The organism is Lentzea sokolovensis, from assembly GCF_033949975.1.
GTDB lineage: Bacteria > Actinomycetota > Actinomycetes > Mycobacteriales > Pseudonocardiaceae > Lentzea > Lentzea sokolovensis.
The window spans coordinates 239,875-253,631 of record NZ_JAXAVU010000004.1; the positions used below are offsets into that span (position 1 = coordinate 239,875).

General features: G+C 71.3%; 13 protein-coding genes and 1 pseudogene. 6 read left to right on the forward strand and 8 right to left on the reverse strand.

The genetic code is table 11. The annotated features are described in order from the left end of the window. Positions 1-309 precede the first annotated feature (309 nt). The 3 genes from SK854_RS06585 (at position 310) to SK854_RS06595 (ending at position 3,545) form a co-directional block, all read left to right on the forward strand. Complete coding sequence (locus tag SK854_RS06585; RefSeq protein ID WP_319974089.1) at positions 310-2,472, forward strand: ATP-binding protein; 2,163 nt, start codon at positions 310-312, stop codon at positions 2,470-2,472. 183 nt (positions 2,473-2,655) lie between these two features. Further along, a complete protein-coding gene (locus SK854_RS06590; protein ID WP_319974090.1) occupies positions 2,656-3,222 on the forward strand; it encodes a SigE family RNA polymerase sigma factor in 567 nt (188 codons plus the stop codon). Continuing rightward, on the forward strand, positions 3,222-3,545 hold the full coding sequence (locus SK854_RS06595) for a hypothetical protein (protein WP_319974091.1): 324 nt from the start codon (positions 3,222-3,224) through the stop codon (positions 3,543-3,545). The genes SK854_RS06590 and SK854_RS06595 overlap by 1 nt, the downstream gene beginning before the upstream one ends. Positions 3,546-3,551: 6 nt before the next feature. On the opposite strand, the gene SK854_RS06600 is transcribed toward SK854_RS06595, so the two are convergent. Beyond that, positions 3,552-5,321 (reverse strand): serine/threonine-protein kinase, encoded by a 1,770-nt coding sequence (locus SK854_RS06600; protein ID WP_319974092.1) that lies wholly within the window; start codon positions 5,319-5,321, stop codon positions 3,552-3,554. 164 nt (positions 5,322-5,485) lie between these two features. On the opposite strand from SK854_RS06600, the gene SK854_RS06605 reads away from it, so the two are divergent. Then, on the forward strand, positions 5,486-6,298 hold the full coding sequence (locus SK854_RS06605) for a hypothetical protein (RefSeq protein ID WP_319974093.1): 813 nt from the start codon (positions 5,486-5,488) through the stop codon (positions 6,296-6,298). 3 nt (positions 6,299-6,301) lie between these two features. Here SK854_RS06605 and SK854_RS06610 read toward each other — a convergent pair whose 3' ends face one another. Beyond that, positions 6,302-6,730, reverse strand: a complete 429-nt coding sequence (locus SK854_RS06610; RefSeq protein ID WP_319974094.1) for a DUF6069 family protein — start codon at positions 6,728-6,730, stop codon at positions 6,302-6,304. A 106-nt stretch (positions 6,731-6,836) separates the two neighbouring features. On the opposite strand from SK854_RS06610, the gene SK854_RS06615 reads away from it, so the two are divergent. Next, complete coding sequence (locus SK854_RS06615) at positions 6,837-7,397, forward strand: TetR/AcrR family transcriptional regulator (protein WP_319974095.1); 561 nt, start codon at positions 6,837-6,839, stop codon at positions 7,395-7,397. Here the strand turns inward: SK854_RS06615 and SK854_RS06620 are convergent. Further along, positions 7,394-7,897, reverse strand: a pseudogene (locus SK854_RS06620) (response regulator transcription factor); the annotation flags it as partial. The gene SK854_RS06615 and the pseudogene SK854_RS06620 overlap by 4 nt on opposite strands. A 198-nt stretch (positions 7,898-8,095) precedes the next feature. Between SK854_RS06620 and SK854_RS06625 the strand changes: the two are divergent. Then, positions 8,096-8,833: a D-Ala-D-Ala carboxypeptidase family metallohydrolase gene (locus SK854_RS06625; RefSeq protein WP_319974096.1), complete on the forward strand. Its 738-nt coding sequence runs from the start codon at positions 8,096-8,098 to the stop codon at positions 8,831-8,833. Between the two features lie 42 nt (positions 8,834-8,875). Here SK854_RS06625 and SK854_RS06630 read toward each other — a convergent pair whose 3' ends face one another. The 5 genes from SK854_RS06630 to SK854_RS06650 all read right to left on the reverse strand — a co-directional run bounded on the left by SK854_RS06630 (position 8,876) and on the right by SK854_RS06650 (position 13,748). Further along, the gene (locus SK854_RS06630; RefSeq protein ID WP_319974097.1) at positions 8,876-9,178 is read right to left on the reverse strand and encodes a LuxR C-terminal-related transcriptional regulator; all 303 of its coding nucleotides are present in this window, start codon (positions 9,176-9,178) and stop codon (positions 8,876-8,878) included. A 92-nt stretch (positions 9,179-9,270) separates the two neighbouring features. Next, complete coding sequence (locus SK854_RS06635) at positions 9,271-10,473, reverse strand: ROK family transcriptional regulator (RefSeq protein ID WP_319974098.1); 1,203 nt, start codon at positions 10,471-10,473, stop codon at positions 9,271-9,273. Positions 10,474-10,515: 42 nt separating this feature from the next. Next, positions 10,516-11,523 (reverse strand): sugar phosphate isomerase/epimerase family protein, encoded by a 1,008-nt coding sequence (locus SK854_RS06640; protein ID WP_319974099.1) that lies wholly within the window; start codon positions 11,521-11,523, stop codon positions 10,516-10,518. 15 nt (positions 11,524-11,538) lie between these two features. Then, positions 11,539-12,678, reverse strand: a complete 1,140-nt coding sequence (locus SK854_RS06645; RefSeq protein WP_319974884.1) for a Gfo/Idh/MocA family protein — start codon at positions 12,676-12,678, stop codon at positions 11,539-11,541. A gap of 41 nt (positions 12,679-12,719) precedes the next feature. Next, on the reverse strand, positions 12,720-13,748 hold the full coding sequence (locus SK854_RS06650) for a substrate-binding domain-containing protein (protein ID WP_319974100.1): 1,029 nt from the start codon (positions 13,746-13,748) through the stop codon (positions 12,720-12,722). Between the last annotated feature and the right edge of the window lie 9 nt (positions 13,749-13,757).

The window sequence follows — 13,757 nt, forward strand, 5'->3', positions numbered from 1 at the left end:
GCGCGCGGCCCGCACCCCGAGCCGGCGACACGATCGCCCAGGGCTCGGTCGTGAAGTCCCCAGCGGGCACCCCCGACGGTGCTCAGTTCGGCCTGCGCACGGCCGGGTGGGGTGTCCGGGTCGTGGGTGGTTCCCGTTCCCGTGGGCGCGCTTTCGGGGTCGCAGGAGCCACTCACGGCCGTCCACTGTGGATGGTCGAAGGCGGCGGGCGGTGGCACTCGCCCGCGCCGGGGGATCTGGCGGATGCCCGGCCCGGTCAACTTCGGGATTCCCGCGGCGAGAGGACGGTCTGCTGGTAGGAAGGTCCGTGTGGCTGATCACTTCGCCTCGGTCCTGCGCCGGTTCCGCGCGCACGCCGCGCTCACCCAGGAAGCGCTGGCGGAGCGGTCGGGCGTGTCCGTCAGCACGATCCGCGGCTTCGAGACGGGCCGCCGCGGCAACCCGCAGCTCGGCACGGTCAGACAACTCGCGGACGCGCTCGGCCTGTCCCCCGCCGGCCACGACGAGCTGATGGCCTCCGCGGTCGGCGTCACCGCGTCGCCCGCACCGGTCCCGCGCCAGCTGCCCGCTCCGCCGCGCTGGTTCACCGGGCGCTCGGCCGCGCTCGCCGCGCTGGACGTGGCGCTGTGCCGGCCGGGAACGGCCGTGCTGTCCGGTGGCGGTGGCATCGGGAAGAGCACGCTCGCCGTGCGGTGGGCGCACCGCAACGCGGACCGCTTCCCGGACGGTCAGCTGTTCGTGAACCTGCGCGGCTTCGACCCGTCCGGGAGCCCGGCCGCGCCGACCACCGCGTTGCAGAGCTTCCTGCACGCGCTCGGGGTGGACCAGGAGGCCTTCCCGCCGCATCTCGACGCGCAGTCCTCGTTGTTCCGCAGTCTCACGGCCGATCGCCGGATGCTCGTCGTGCTCGACAACGCCGCCGACGCCGCACAGATCACGCCACTGCTGCCCGGCGGTGGGTGCACGACGATCGTCACCAGCCGGCACCGCCTCACCGCACTGGTCGCCACGCACGGGGCCGAGCCGGTGCTCGTCGACGCGCTGCCGGACGACGAGGCTCGCGCGCTTCTCGGCGAACGGGTCGGCGCCGACCGCGTCGCGGCCGAACCCGGCGCCACCGAGGACCTCGTCGCGCACTGCGCGGGGCTGCCGCTCGCCCTCAGCGTCGTCGCCGGGCGCGCACGGGCCCGCCCGGCCTTCGCCCTCGCCTCGTTCGCGGCTCAGCTCGCCGACGCCGCCACCCGGCTGGGCGAGCTCGACGACGACGATTCCGCCAGCGTGCGAACTGTCCTGTCGTGGTCCACCAGTGCCCTCACCGACGAGCAGGCGCGGATGTTCGCACTGCTCGGCACCGCACCGGGACCGGACGTCGGCGTGGCGTCGGCGGCCTGTCTGGCCGATCTCACGACGCAGCAGGCGAAGACGATTCTCCGGACGCTGGAACGGGTCTCGCTGCTTCAGGAACATCAGCCCGGCCGCTACCGCATGTACGACCTGGTGCGCCTGCACGCCGCCGAGCTCGTCGTCGCGCCCGGCGAGCGGGAGGCCTCGGTGGCCCGGCTGGTGACGATGCACGCGCACACCGCGGAGTCGATCGCCGGGATGTTCTGGCCCCACCGGAGGCCGAGCCTGCTCGGACCGGTGAAGCCCGGCGCGCACACCCACGTGCCCGCGACCGCTGAGGAAGCGTGGTCGTGGTTCCACGCCGAGCGGGTGTGCCTGCGCGCGACCGTGCAGGCGGCGGCCGACCACGGGATGCACGCGGAGGTCTGGCAACTGGCCCGGCAGCTGAGCCCGTTCCTCGCGCTCGGCCACCACTGCAGCCAGATCGGCCTGCACGAGGAGGCACAACGCCATCTCGACGCGTCGCTCGCGCGCGCCGTCGACCGGGGTGACGTGATGCAGGAGGCGATCGTCCACAACGCGATGTCGATCAACTCCTCCCTGCAGGACGACGTCCCTTCGGCGATCAGGCACGCGAAGCGGTCCTACGAACTCTTCCGGGAACTCGGCAACGAGGTCTTCGAGGCGCAGTCCCTGTCCCAGTTCGGCTGGCAGACCGCGCGCACCGGCCAGTACGACAAGGCCCTGGAGGCGTGCACGGCGGCGCTCAGGGTGTTCGAGGCCCACGACGACAAGGACAGCCAGGCCGTGGTGACCCACCAGCTCGCGGTCATCGCACGCTCGACCGGGCGTCTCACCGATGCCCGTCAGCTCCACGAGAGGGAGTGCGTGCTGGCCGGCAGGTCGGAAGTGCGCGCCGCGAGGCGGCGGCCACCGAGACGCTGGGCGAGGTGCACGCCGAACTCGGCGACGTCGAGGCCGCCCGTGCGGCGTGGACGCACACGGTCCGGTTGCTGCGCGAACAACTCCGGCTCGTCGAGGCGGAACGAGTGGAGAAGCTGCTGCAGACGCTCCCCGCGTGATCCGCGACACGAGGGCAACCAAAACGGTGCCCGATCGCATGGGTAGGGGTGAGGGCACCTGACGAGTGCCCCTGACCCGGCGGAGAGTCGCAGTGCGCAGTGGACAGGTGATCGTGGCAGTGGTGTTCGCACTGGCTGTCGCGGGAATCTTGGTCCCCGTGCTCACGCTCGTCGACGTGGAGCGGCCTCCCGAGCAACGACCGACGGTGGTGCGGACCGACGACATGACATGGCGGAGCACGCCTTCATCAGAATCGTCCTCGCAGCCACGCGCGCCGGGCCAGTGATGGCGCCGGACTGGGAGAACGAGTTCACCCACCTCTACGACCGGTGCGTCGACTCGATGCGCTTCACCGCGTTTCTGATGTGCGGCAACTGGCACGAGGCAGAGGACGTGCTGCAGTCGGCGTTCCTCAAGCTCTACCTGGCGGAGCCGGATCTGGCGGACCGGAACGGGATCGAGGCCTACCTGCACCAGATCGTCGTCCGGACCTTCATCGCCGAACGCAGGCGCGTGCGCTGGCGCAGGGAGAAGCTGACCGACGCGCCACCCGAGAGCCTGGTCGTCTCCCCCGGCGCGGAGGACGGGCTCGTGGTGTGGGAGGCGCTGTCGTCCATGCCCGCACGTCAGCGCGCGGTTCTGGTGCTGCGCTACTGGAACGACATGAGCGTGGAGGACGTCGCCGCCGCACTCGGTTGCTCGACCGGCACCGTGAAGTCGCAGAGCAGCAAGGGCCTGGAGACGTTGCGGCGCAAGCTAGGACCGGAGTTCGACCGGTCGAGGCTGGAGGCGTGATGGAGCACGAGGACACCCTGCGAGCGACCTTTTCCACGCTGGGAAGAGAAGTCGCACCGCCGAACTCCCACTCGGCCGCCGGTGTGATCAGGCGCGGCCGGGCCGTGCGGTCCCGTCGCCGCACCGCCGCCGTGATCGGCAGCGCCGTCGCCACGGCCGCGGTCGCCGCTCTGGCACTGGCGTTCCTGCCCGGCCCTCCGAGCACGCCGGTGGTGCCGGGCCCGTCCCTGCACACGCCGAGCCCGACGACGACCGGCGACGCGCGCACCACGCCCACCGGAGTGCCCGAGTCGCCGGTGGGTTCGCCGACCACGACCAGATGATCCGTCCTAGAACTGCGACAGGACGTTGTGGTTCCACCACAGGTCGAGCTTGTCGAGGGTGTCGACGTCGCCCGGCTTCTTCAGCGTGCCGATGGTGAGGTTCCTGGTGTCGACCCACCAGACCTGAGCGTTGCCGTCAGCGAGGAAGCACGTGGTGAACTCACCCTCGAGCGGCCCGGAGGTGTCCCGGTAGAAGAGCGCGTAGTGGATGGGGTCCGACTTGGGACGGCACCCGCCGCGCTCGTCCATCCGCGGAATGCCCCGGCTCGTCACCACCGCCTGGAAGAACCCGTCCTGCTTGGCGCGGTCGGCGAACAGCCGGAACTCGGCCTCCGCGGGTGGCGGGGCGTAGGGGTCGTCGGACTTCACGGCGCCGCAGCGAACGGTGGCGACCGTGCCGGTGTCCGGTGTGATCGGCGCGCACGTTGTGGTGACGGTCCGGTAGATCGCCGGCAACGCGTCCAGCAGCGCGTTGTCCTGAGGCGTTCGCGTCCTGGTCGGCGTGGTGGTGGTGGTGGTGGTGGGCGTGCTGGACGGAGTGCTGCTCGGGGTGCTGCTGGACGTCGTGCCCGTGCCGAGCACCTTGTCCTTGTTCGCGACGATCAGCGACGTCACGACGATCCCCACCACGACCGCGAGCGCACCGACGGCGAGGGCGGCACGCTTGGCCGGTGACACGGCGCCGGTCTGGGCGCGGGCCGGCGGGTACGGCTGTGCGACGACGGGCTGGGGGCCGGTCGCGGTGTGCTGGAAGGGAGGCGGCGTCGGCCGGGAGAACTGCGGACCCGTCGCGACGGGCCGTGGCAGGCCGTGCGGAGGGCTCGCCGGTGGCGGCCCACCAGCCGCAGGTGCGACGTGCCCGCCTGGTGGGGTGGCGGGGCCGGCCGTGGCCGTAGGCCCTTGCGTGCCACGAGCGGGCGTGACGGGCGTCGTGGGAACGGGCACGGCCCTGGGTGGCGGCGTTGTCAGGGCCTGGGCCGCCGCCTGGGCGAACTCGCCCGCCGTCGCGTATCGGTCGGCCGGGTTCTTGGCCATGCCCTTCGCGATGACGTCGTCCAGCGCCGCCGGGACCGCCGGGTTCAGCGGGGACGCCTTGGGCGGCGCCTCGTTCATGTGCGCCCAGATCTGGGCGGCGGTGCTGCCCGCGGTGAACGGGCAGCGGCCCGCGACGCAGGCGAACAGGACGCAGGCCAGGGCGTAGACGTCGGCGCGGCCGTCCACCGGGCCGCTCTCGAAGCGTTCCGGTGCCATGTAGTCGAGGGTGCCGACGACAGAGCCGGACGCCGTCAGGCCCGTCGCGGACGGCGAGACGCTGCGGGCGATGCCGAAGTCCACCAGGTACACGAAGTCGCCGGAGGTCACGAGGATGTTCGACGGCTTCACGTCGCGGTGCACGAGGCCGTCGGCGTGGGCGGCGTCGAGGGCGCTCGCCACCTGGTCGACGATGCGCACGGCCCGCGCCGGGTCGAGGGTCTGCTCGCGGATCAGGTCCGACAGGTCGGCGCCCTCGACCAGCCGCATGTCCAGGTAGAGGCGGTCGTCGATCTCGCCGTAGGCGTGGATGGGGATGACGTGCGGTTCGCGCAGCCGTGCGACGATCCGCGCCTCGCGGCGGAAGCGGGCGCGGTAGTCCTCGTCGTCGTGGTAGCCGGGCGACAGCCTTTTGAGCGCCACGAACCGGTCGTGCGCCGTGTCGTACGCGCGGTGCACCTCGCCCATACCGCCGCGACCGAGCAGTTGCTCGATCCGGTACGGCCCGAACGTCTCTTCCGTCATCGTCCTCGTGTCCCGAGCGTCTTGTCCGTCCGTGTCGACGCGCGCCGACCGCCGCGGGTTCCGCGCACAGCAGCCTACAAACGCGCGAGGCGGCCGGTTCGCTGAGGACGCGGTCATCCGTTCGGACGTTGTGCCCGGCGGCGGGGGTGGGTGAGGGTTCGGCGGTGGCGATCAAGAAGCGACGGGCCCGCGGTGGGATCTCGGCCAGGGTCCGGCGGGGGTGGGAGGTGGTCACCACCTCGCTGGCGCTGCTGACCGGTGTCTACCTGATCCTGATCACCATCGAGCCCACCCGGATCGTGCTGGAGCGTTACGTCGGCAAGCTCGACCTGCAGGGACTCGTCGCGCTGGTCGCGGTGATGCTGGAGATCGTCACGATCGCGATCTACCAGCACGGCAGGGACGTCCGGGCGTTGAAGGCCCTCGTGACCGAGCGGGAACAGCGGGACGTCACGCACTCCATCACCGACGTGCTGGCGGCGACGGCGCAGACCGGGGCGGGGCGGCGGGCGCGGCAGGTCGAGGTGCTGGGGCTGACGTTGAACACCACCTGGCCCGCGCTGGCGACGTGGCTCACGTCGCAGGCCCGGCCGCACGGCTGGAAGGTCACGCTGCACTGCCTGGATCCGGACTTCATCGCGCGCTCCGGCGAGTTCCCCGCCGAGTGGGCCGGTGAGGCGCGGCGCAGCCAGGACCGCATCCGGTCGTTCCTCGCCGAGGAGGCCGACTACCTGTCCCGGCACCGGATCAGCGTGGAACTCCGGGCCTACGCGTGCGTGCCCGTCGTGCACGGCTTTCGCTTCGGCGACGGCACGGTGTTCCTGTCCTACCTGCAGTGGACGGAGAACGGGCGCATCCGGCCGTTCGAGTTCTACGACCGGATCGGCGCCGACGACCGCTCACCCCGCGCGGGGCACTACCGGGACCTGTTCGACAGCTGGCTGCACCGGGCCGGCGCCAAACGGGTCACCGGCTGATCGTCACTTGAGCGGCATGACCCGCGACAGCACGGGCACGGTGGCCGCAGCGACGACGGTGTGCATCAGGATCAGCGCGAGCGAGTTCACCACGGTGGCGCCGCCCGCGAGAATGCCCAGGTCCGGGATCCACGAGAGCACGACGACGACGGGAACGAGGACCCGCAGGACGCGGCGCGGGTTGCCGGCGAAGCGGCGCACGAGGTACCAGCCGAGCGTGCCCAGCGCGATGCCGAGCACCGTGGCGGGCGCGTACTCCGCGAAGGCCAGGCCGATGCGTTCCGCGCCTGCGGGGACGAACTTGCCCGCGACCAGGGCGACCAGCGCGTTGACCACGACCGAGATCACCGCGGCGCCGAGAAGGCCGACGACGACCTCTCCGACGCTGGGGGCGAGCACTGAGGAGCGAGCGGGGAGGCTGGTGTCGGCCATGTGCCGTGTCCTTCGGTAGGCTGAATTGCAAGCGGTCACTTGCAAACAAGGTAGCCATCCGGTCACGCTGATGCAAGTGTCCACTTGCATCGATTGAGGAGGGTGTGTGGCTGGCAGGGTCACCGACGAGACGGTGTTCGCCGCGGCCTTGGCGGTGATCGCCGAGCAGGGGTACGAACGGGCGACCACCCGCGGGATCGCCGACGCCGCCGGGATCAACGAGGCGACGCTGTTCCGCCGGTTCACCTCCAAGCAGAACCTGCTGCGCCAGGCCGTCCGCGCCAACTTCGCGGGGTTCGCGCTCGACCTCGACGCACCGGGCGACGACGTGGCCGCCGACCTGCTCACGATCGTGGGCTACTACTCGCGGCTCTACGAAACGCGCGGCGGCGTGGTGCTCACCCTGATGAGGGAAGCGAAGTTCAGCCCGGAGGTGGCGGCGGTGCTCGCCGAACCGGAGACGCTGCTGGAGCGGGTGGACGCGGTCATCCTGCACCACCAACGGCGCGGCGCTCTCGTCGTCGAGCCGCCACGGCACACGTTCTTCGCACTGGTGGGGCCGGTGATGATGCGGGCCATCGCCCGGCGGGTGGACCAGCGCGCCACCCAGGCACCCGCCGATCCCGAGGCCGTGGTGCAGCGGTTCCTCGACGGGCACAGGCCCTAAAGCCAGCCGCTGTCCTCCGCCACCTTCACGGCTTCCGCCCGCGTGCGGGCCCCGGTCTTGCCGATCGCCGCGCTCAGGTGGTTGCGCACGGTGCCTTCGGACAGGTGCAGCGCCCTCGCCAGGTCCGCCACTGTGCCACCGTCCCGCGCAACGGCGAGCACGTCGCGTTCCCGGTCGGTCAGCGGGCTGTGTCCCGTGGCCAGCGACTCGGCCGCGAGGGCGGGGTCCACGACGCGCAGTCCCGCGTGCACCCGGCGGACCGCGTCGACCAGCTGCTCCGGGGAGGCGTCCTTGACCACGAACCCCGCCGCGCCCGCCGCCATCGCCCGCGCGAGGTAGCCGGGGCGGCCGAACGTCGTGCAGACGATCACCCGGCAGCTCGGCAGGGCCCGGCGCAGGTCCGCGGCGGCGCTGAGACCGTCCTGGCCCGGCATCTGCACGTCGAGCAACGCGACGTCGGGCGTGGTGCGGCGGGCGGCGGCCACGACCTCGTCGCCTGCGATGCTCGGCGCCGGAGCAGGACGGCGAGGGGCTCAAGCGTCACGACCTCGCCATGACAGATGTCATGGGCATGAGCGTGGCGGCTGTTCGGGTGGTTTCTCCTCGCCACACTCGAAGTTCATTTGGTTGCTCATTGACAGACCCGGCGCGGACTCGACACTCTGCACCTTCCCTGTGATCGAAAGGTGCCGCTTGTCATGAAACTCCGTTTCGTCTTACCGGTCCTCGCCCTGCTCTCCGCTGTCGTCGTCACCCCTGCCGCGGCGGCGGAGGCGGATCCCGTGCAGGCCGCCGACGCCTGCTACACCTGGGGACGCACCCTGCAGCAGGGAGCGTCGGGCGAGGACGTCCGGCAGTTGCAGATCCGCGTGGCCGGCTATCCCGGCTACGGCGCCGTGCTCGCCATCGACGGGCAGTTCGGGGCCGGCACGAAGGCTGCCGTGACCCGGTTCCAGCAGGCCTACGGCCTCGGCGCCGACGGCATCGCCGGGTCCGCGACGTTCTCGAAGATCTACGCGTTGCAGGACAACGACTGCACGCCGGTCAACTTCACCTACGACGAGCTGAACAACTGCAACTCCGACTGGTCGGGCGGCAACGTCTCGGCGGCGACCGCGCGCGCCAACGCGTTGGTGTCCATGTGGAAGCTGCAGGCGATGCGGCACGCCATGGGAGATCGGCCGATCGACGTCAACGGCGGCTTCCGCAGCGTCTCGTGCAACAACGCCGTCGGCGGCGCGGCAGGAAGCCGGCACCTCTACGGCGACGCCGTCGACCTGGGCGCAGGGGCGCAGGGCTTCTGCGCACTGGCGAAGCAGGCCCGCAACCACGGCTTCAACGAGATCCTCGGCCCGGGCTACACCGGCCACAACGACCACGTGCACGTCGCCCACAAGTCGAGCCGCTTCTGGTCCGCACCGAGCTGCGGCATCTAGTGGCGTGAATCAGAGCGACGGCTTCCGAACGGGAGCCGTCGCTCACTCCCCTGAGGCCTGCTCCGGCAGGGGCACCGCGAGCCACTCGAGTTCGGCGGCGAGCACGCCGAGCTGGAACCGCGACTGCACGCCCAGCAACGACTGCAGGCGCGCGATGCGCCGGTTCAGCGTGCGGAGGCTGACGTCCAGTTCGCGGGCGATCGCCCGGTCGGTCGCGCCGGTCCGCATGAGCCGCAACAGGTGCTGGGTCGCCGTCGTGGGTTCTTTGCCCACGGACCCCACGAGCGCGCGCGTCCGCCCAATGGGGTGTGCGACCACCCCCGGTGTTACGTGGGTCACCGTCATGAGGCGACGGTAGGCCGGACTATTGGCGGCTGTCAATCAAAAGTCGGCGCTTTGCTGTCAAATCGCACCTATCTTCAGGCTGAACGCCGCCATTACTCCGCCAGTTGCACCTCACCGGCGGAGACCTCGTCCAGGCGCGCGTCCAGCACCTCGGGCGACAGCACGTGCCGCACCACCATCGCCGCCGCGCCCAGCGCTCCGGCGGTGACACCGGCACCCGACGCGACGATCCGCAGGTTCTCCGTGGCCAGCGGCAGCGAACGCCGGTAGATCGACTCGCGCACGCCGGCCAGCAGCATCTCGCCCGCCTCCGCCAGCAGGCCGCCGATGACGACGAGCGACGGGTTGAACATGCTCACGCACCCGGCGAGCACCTCCCCGATGTCCCTGCCCGCCTGCCGCACGACCCGGCCCGCCTCGAGGTTGCCGGAGCGGACCAGGTTCACCACGTCGGCCGTCGAGTGCGCGGGATGCCCCAGCTCGCGAAGCTTCACCGCGAGCGCGGGACCGGCGGCCACGGCTTCGAGGCAGTCCGTGTTGCCGCACCGGCACAACGCCTCACCGCCCTGGGGCACGCGGATGTGCCCGAGGTCCCCTGCCGCGCCCGCCGCGCCGCGGTGCAGCACGCCGTTGCTGATCAACCCTGCGCCGATGCCGGTCGCCGCCTTCACCACGATCATGTGCCGCACGTCCGGGTGCGAGGCGGTGTGCTCGCCCAGCGCCATCAGGTTGACCTCGTTGTCGACCAGCACCGGCACGCCGAACTCCGCCGCGATCGCCGCCGGCACGTCGAACCCGTCCCAGCCCGGCATGATCGGCGGGTTGTTCGGGCGGCCGGTGGAGTGCTCGACCGGCCCCGGCAGGCCGATGCCCACGCCGGCGATCTGCGCGTCGTCCACGGTCTTCAGCATCGAACGCCAGGTCGTGACGAGGAGCGGCAGGATCGCCTCCGGGCCGTCCGCCACGTCGAGGTCCACCTGTTCGACGGCGAGCAACCGGCACGCCAGGTCGGAGACGGCGACGGTGGCGTGGGTGGCGCCCACCTCGGCCGCGAGCACGTGGCAGGCGCCGGGGTTGAACCCGAACCGGCCCGCCGGACGGCCGCCGGTGGACTCCCCCGTGCCGCTGTCGCTCACCAGACCGGCCGCCACGAGCAGGTCCAGCCTGGCGCGCACCGTGGACCGGGCGAGGCCGGTCGCGGCCACGATCTCCGCTCGGGTGCGCGGGCTGCCGTCCATCAGCATGCGCAGCACAGCGGCCGGCGAACCCGCCTCTACACCCAAGGTGCTCTCCATCGAACAATTGTCACATCGGCTACAAAAGACAGAGCGCCACCGTCAGCCGCCCGAGCTGAACGCGGCGTCGAACGAGGCCGACGGCGGGTCGAAGGCGTTGCGGCGGATGAACTCCAGCGCCTCGGGTGCGCCGACCAGCCGGTCCATCCCCGCGTCCTCCCACTCGACGCTGATCGGGCCGGAGTACCCGATGGTGTTGAGCATCCGGAACGACTGCTCCCACGGCACGTCACCGCGTCCGGTGGAGACGAAGTCCCAGCCACGTCGCGGGTCCCCCCACGCCAGGTGCGAGCCCATCCGGCCGTTGCGGCCGTTGCCGACCTGACGCCGGGCGTCCTTGCAGTCGACGTGGTAGATCCGGTCGCGGAAGTCCCACAGGAACCCGACCGGGTCGAGGTCCTGCCAGACGAAGTGCGACGGGTCCCAGTTCAGGCCGAACGCGGGCCGGTGCCCGATCGCCTCCAGCGCGCGGACGCACGTCCAGTAGTCGTAGGCGATCTCGGACGGGTGGACCTCGTGCGCGAACCGGACGCCGACCTCGTCGAACACGTCCAGGATCGGGTTCCAGCGGTCCGCGAAGTCCTGGTAGCCGGCGTCGATCATCGACGCGGGCGCCGGCGGGAACATCGCGACGGTCTTCCAGATCGACGAGCCGGTGAACCCCACGACGGTGTCGACGCCGAGCCTGGCCGCGGCCCGCGCGGTCATCTTCATCTCCTCCGCCGCCCGCTGTCGCACCCCCTCGGGGTCCCCGTCACCCCAGTTGCGGGCGGACAGGATGCCCTGGTGCCGCTCGTCGATCGGGTCGTCGCAGACGGCCTGACCGGTGAGGTGGTTGGAGATCGCCCACACCTTGAGGTCGTGCTTGGCGAGGATCGCGAGCCGGTCCGCGACGTAGTCGTCGTCCTCCGCGGCCCGCCACGGGTCGAGGTGGTCGCCCCAGCAGGCGATCTCCAGGCCGTCGTAGCCCCAGCCGGAGGCCAGCCGGCAGACCTCCTCGAACGGCAGGTCGGCCCACTGACCGGTGAACAACGTGATCGGACGTGCCATCTCCGGAATCCTCCCTCAGACCTGTTGCCACGAACCGGACGCCGCGCTGTCCTCGACGGCGGCGAGGACGCGCTGCACCTGCAGCCCGTCGGCGAACGACGGCGCGGGATCGGTTCCCTCCGCCACCGCCCGCACGAAGTCGACGGCCTGGTGGGTGAACGCGTGCTCGTAGCCCAGGCCGTGCCCGGCGGGCCACCAGGCGGCCACGTACGGGTGTTGCGGCTCGGTGACCATGATCCGGCGGAACCCCGCGACGGCGGCGTCCTCGGTGCCGTCGAAGAACTGCAGCACGTTCATGTCCTCGAAGTCGAAGGCCAGGCTGCCCGCCGAGCCGTTGATCTCGATGCGCAGCGCGTTCTTGCGGCCGTTGGCGAACCTCGTGGCCTCGAACGAGCCGAGCGCGCCACTGCCGAAGCGCGCCAGGAACAGCGCGGCGTCGTCCACCGTGACGGGCCCGGTCTGTCCGGTCGCGGCGGTACCGGACAGACCGGAGTGGGCGGAGGCGAGCGGACGCTCCGGCACGAACGTCACCAGCGTCCCCATCACCTCGCTGATGGTGTCGCCGAGGATGAACTGGGTGGCGTCGACGATGTGCGCGCCGATGTCGCCCAGCGCACCCGAACCGGCCTTCTCCTTGTCGAGCCGCCAGGACAGCGGCGCGGCGGGATCGACGATCCAGTCCTGCAGGTACTGGGCCCGCACGTGGTGGATGCGTCCCAGCCTGCCCTGGGCGACCAGATCACGGGCCAGGCCCAGGGCAGGCACTCGCCGGTAGCTGAACCCGACCATCGCGCGGACCCCTCGCCGCGCGGCGCGTTCGGCTGCCTCCGCCATGGCGACGGCTTCGGCGACGGTGTTGGCCATCGGCTTCTCGCACAGCACGTGCTTGCCCGCGTCCAGGGCGGCGACCGCGATCTCCGCGTGCGTGTCCCCCGGTGTGCAGATGTCCACCACGTGCACGTCGTCGCGCTCCAGCACGGACTTCCAGTCGCTCGTCGCCTCCGCCCAGCCCAGGCGCTCGGCCGCGGCCCTGGTGCGGTCGGCGTTCCGCCCGGCCAGCACGGACATCACCGGCCGCACCGGCAGGTCGAAGAAGTGCGGCGCGACCCGCCACGCCTGGGAGTGCGCGGCTCCCATGAAGGCGTGGCCGATCATCGCGATGCCAAGTTCAGTCACCGTGCGGTCCTCTCGTGTTCTCAGGACTCGAAGGCGGTCGGCAGGTAGCGGTCGACGTTGTCCTTGGTGACGACCGGGGCGTACAGCTGGACCTGCCGGGGCACCTCCACCTCGACCAGGTCGCCGAGGCTCTTGTTCTGCACCGCGAGCCGCGCCAGCCGGATGCCGTCGGCGCCCTGGGTGGACGGGTAGATGACGGTCGCCTTGTGCGGGCCGTTGTCCGCCTTGATCTCCCGCATCACGTTGGCCGATCCCGCGCCGCCGACCATGAAGAACTCACCGCGGCCGGAGTTCTTGATCGCGGCCGCGACGCCGACGCCCTGGTCGTCGTCGTGGTTCCAGATGGCGTCGAGCTTCGGCGCGGCCTGCAACAGGTTCGCGGCGGCCCTCTCACCGCTCTCCACGGTGAACTCGGCCGCCACGCGGTTGTTCACCTTCAGCCCGCACCCCGCGAGCGCCTCCGCGAAGCCCTTGCTGCGGTCCTGGGTCAGCGGCAGCGAGTCGATGCCGGCGATCTCCGCGACGACGGCGTCCGCCTTGCCCTTCAAGCGTTCGCAGACGTACGTGCCCGCGGACACGCCCATGCCGTAGTTGTCACCCAGCACCGTGGACCGCGCGGCGAACGGGCTGTCGAACTGCCGGTCCACGTTGATCACGGTGATGCCGGCCTTCATGGCCTTCAACGCGACCGGGGTCAGCGCGGCGCCGTCGAACGGCAGCAGGACGATCGCGTTCACCTTGTCGTTGATGAACGTCTCGACCTGGCTGATCTGGAGGTTGACGTCGTTGGTGCCCTCGACGACGCGCAGCTCCACGTCGGAGTACTTGGTCGCCTCGGCCTTGGCGGCGTTGGTGATCGCGGCCATCCAGCCGTGGTCGGCGGCCGGCGCGGAGAAGCCGATGACGACCTTGTTGCCCGGCTCGTCGTTGGCGACCTTCACACCGCCGCTCTGGTTCCCGCCGCCCTGGGGCTCGGGCGTGTTGCCCGTGCAGGCGGTGAGCGCGAGTGCTGAGGCGGCGGCGAGAAGAGTGATTCTCTTGAACTGCATGGGTTTCTG

What these genes read in the sequence shown, in the direction of transcription:
- SK854_RS06590 (WP_319974090.1), top strand. Translation starts at nt 2,656, where the DNA reads ATGGCGGAGCACGCCTTCATCAGAATCGTCCTCGCAGCCACGCGCGCC.
- SK854_RS06595 (WP_319974091.1), top strand. Translation starts at nt 3,222, where the DNA reads ATGGAGCACGAGGACACCCTGCGAGCGACCTTTTCCACGCTGGGAAGA.
- SK854_RS06600 (WP_319974092.1), bottom strand. Translation starts at nt 5,321, where the DNA reads ATGACGGAAGAGACGTTCGGGCCGTACCGGATCGAGCAACTGCTCGGT.
- SK854_RS06610 (WP_319974094.1), bottom strand. Translation starts at nt 6,730, where the DNA reads ATGGCCGACACCAGCCTCCCCGCTCGCTCCTCAGTGCTCGCCCCCAGC.
- SK854_RS06625 (WP_319974096.1), top strand. Translation starts at nt 8,096, where the DNA reads ATGAAACTCCGTTTCGTCTTACCGGTCCTCGCCCTGCTCTCCGCTGTC.
- SK854_RS06630 (WP_319974097.1), bottom strand. Translation starts at nt 9,178, where the DNA reads ATGACGGTGACCCACGTAACACCGGGGGTGGTCGCACACCCCATTGGG.
- SK854_RS06635 (WP_319974098.1), bottom strand. Translation starts at nt 10,473, where the DNA reads ATGGAGAGCACCTTGGGTGTAGAGGCGGGTTCGCCGGCCGCTGTGCTG.
- SK854_RS06640 (WP_319974099.1), bottom strand. Translation starts at nt 11,523, where the DNA reads ATGGCACGTCCGATCACGTTGTTCACCGGTCAGTGGGCCGACCTGCCG.
- SK854_RS06645 (WP_319974884.1), bottom strand. Translation starts at nt 12,678, where the DNA reads ATGATCGGCCACGCCTTCATGGGAGCCGCGCACTCCCAGGCGTGGCGG.
- SK854_RS06650 (WP_319974100.1), bottom strand. Translation starts at nt 13,748, where the DNA reads ATGCAGTTCAAGAGAATCACTCTTCTCGCCGCCGCCTCAGCACTCGCG.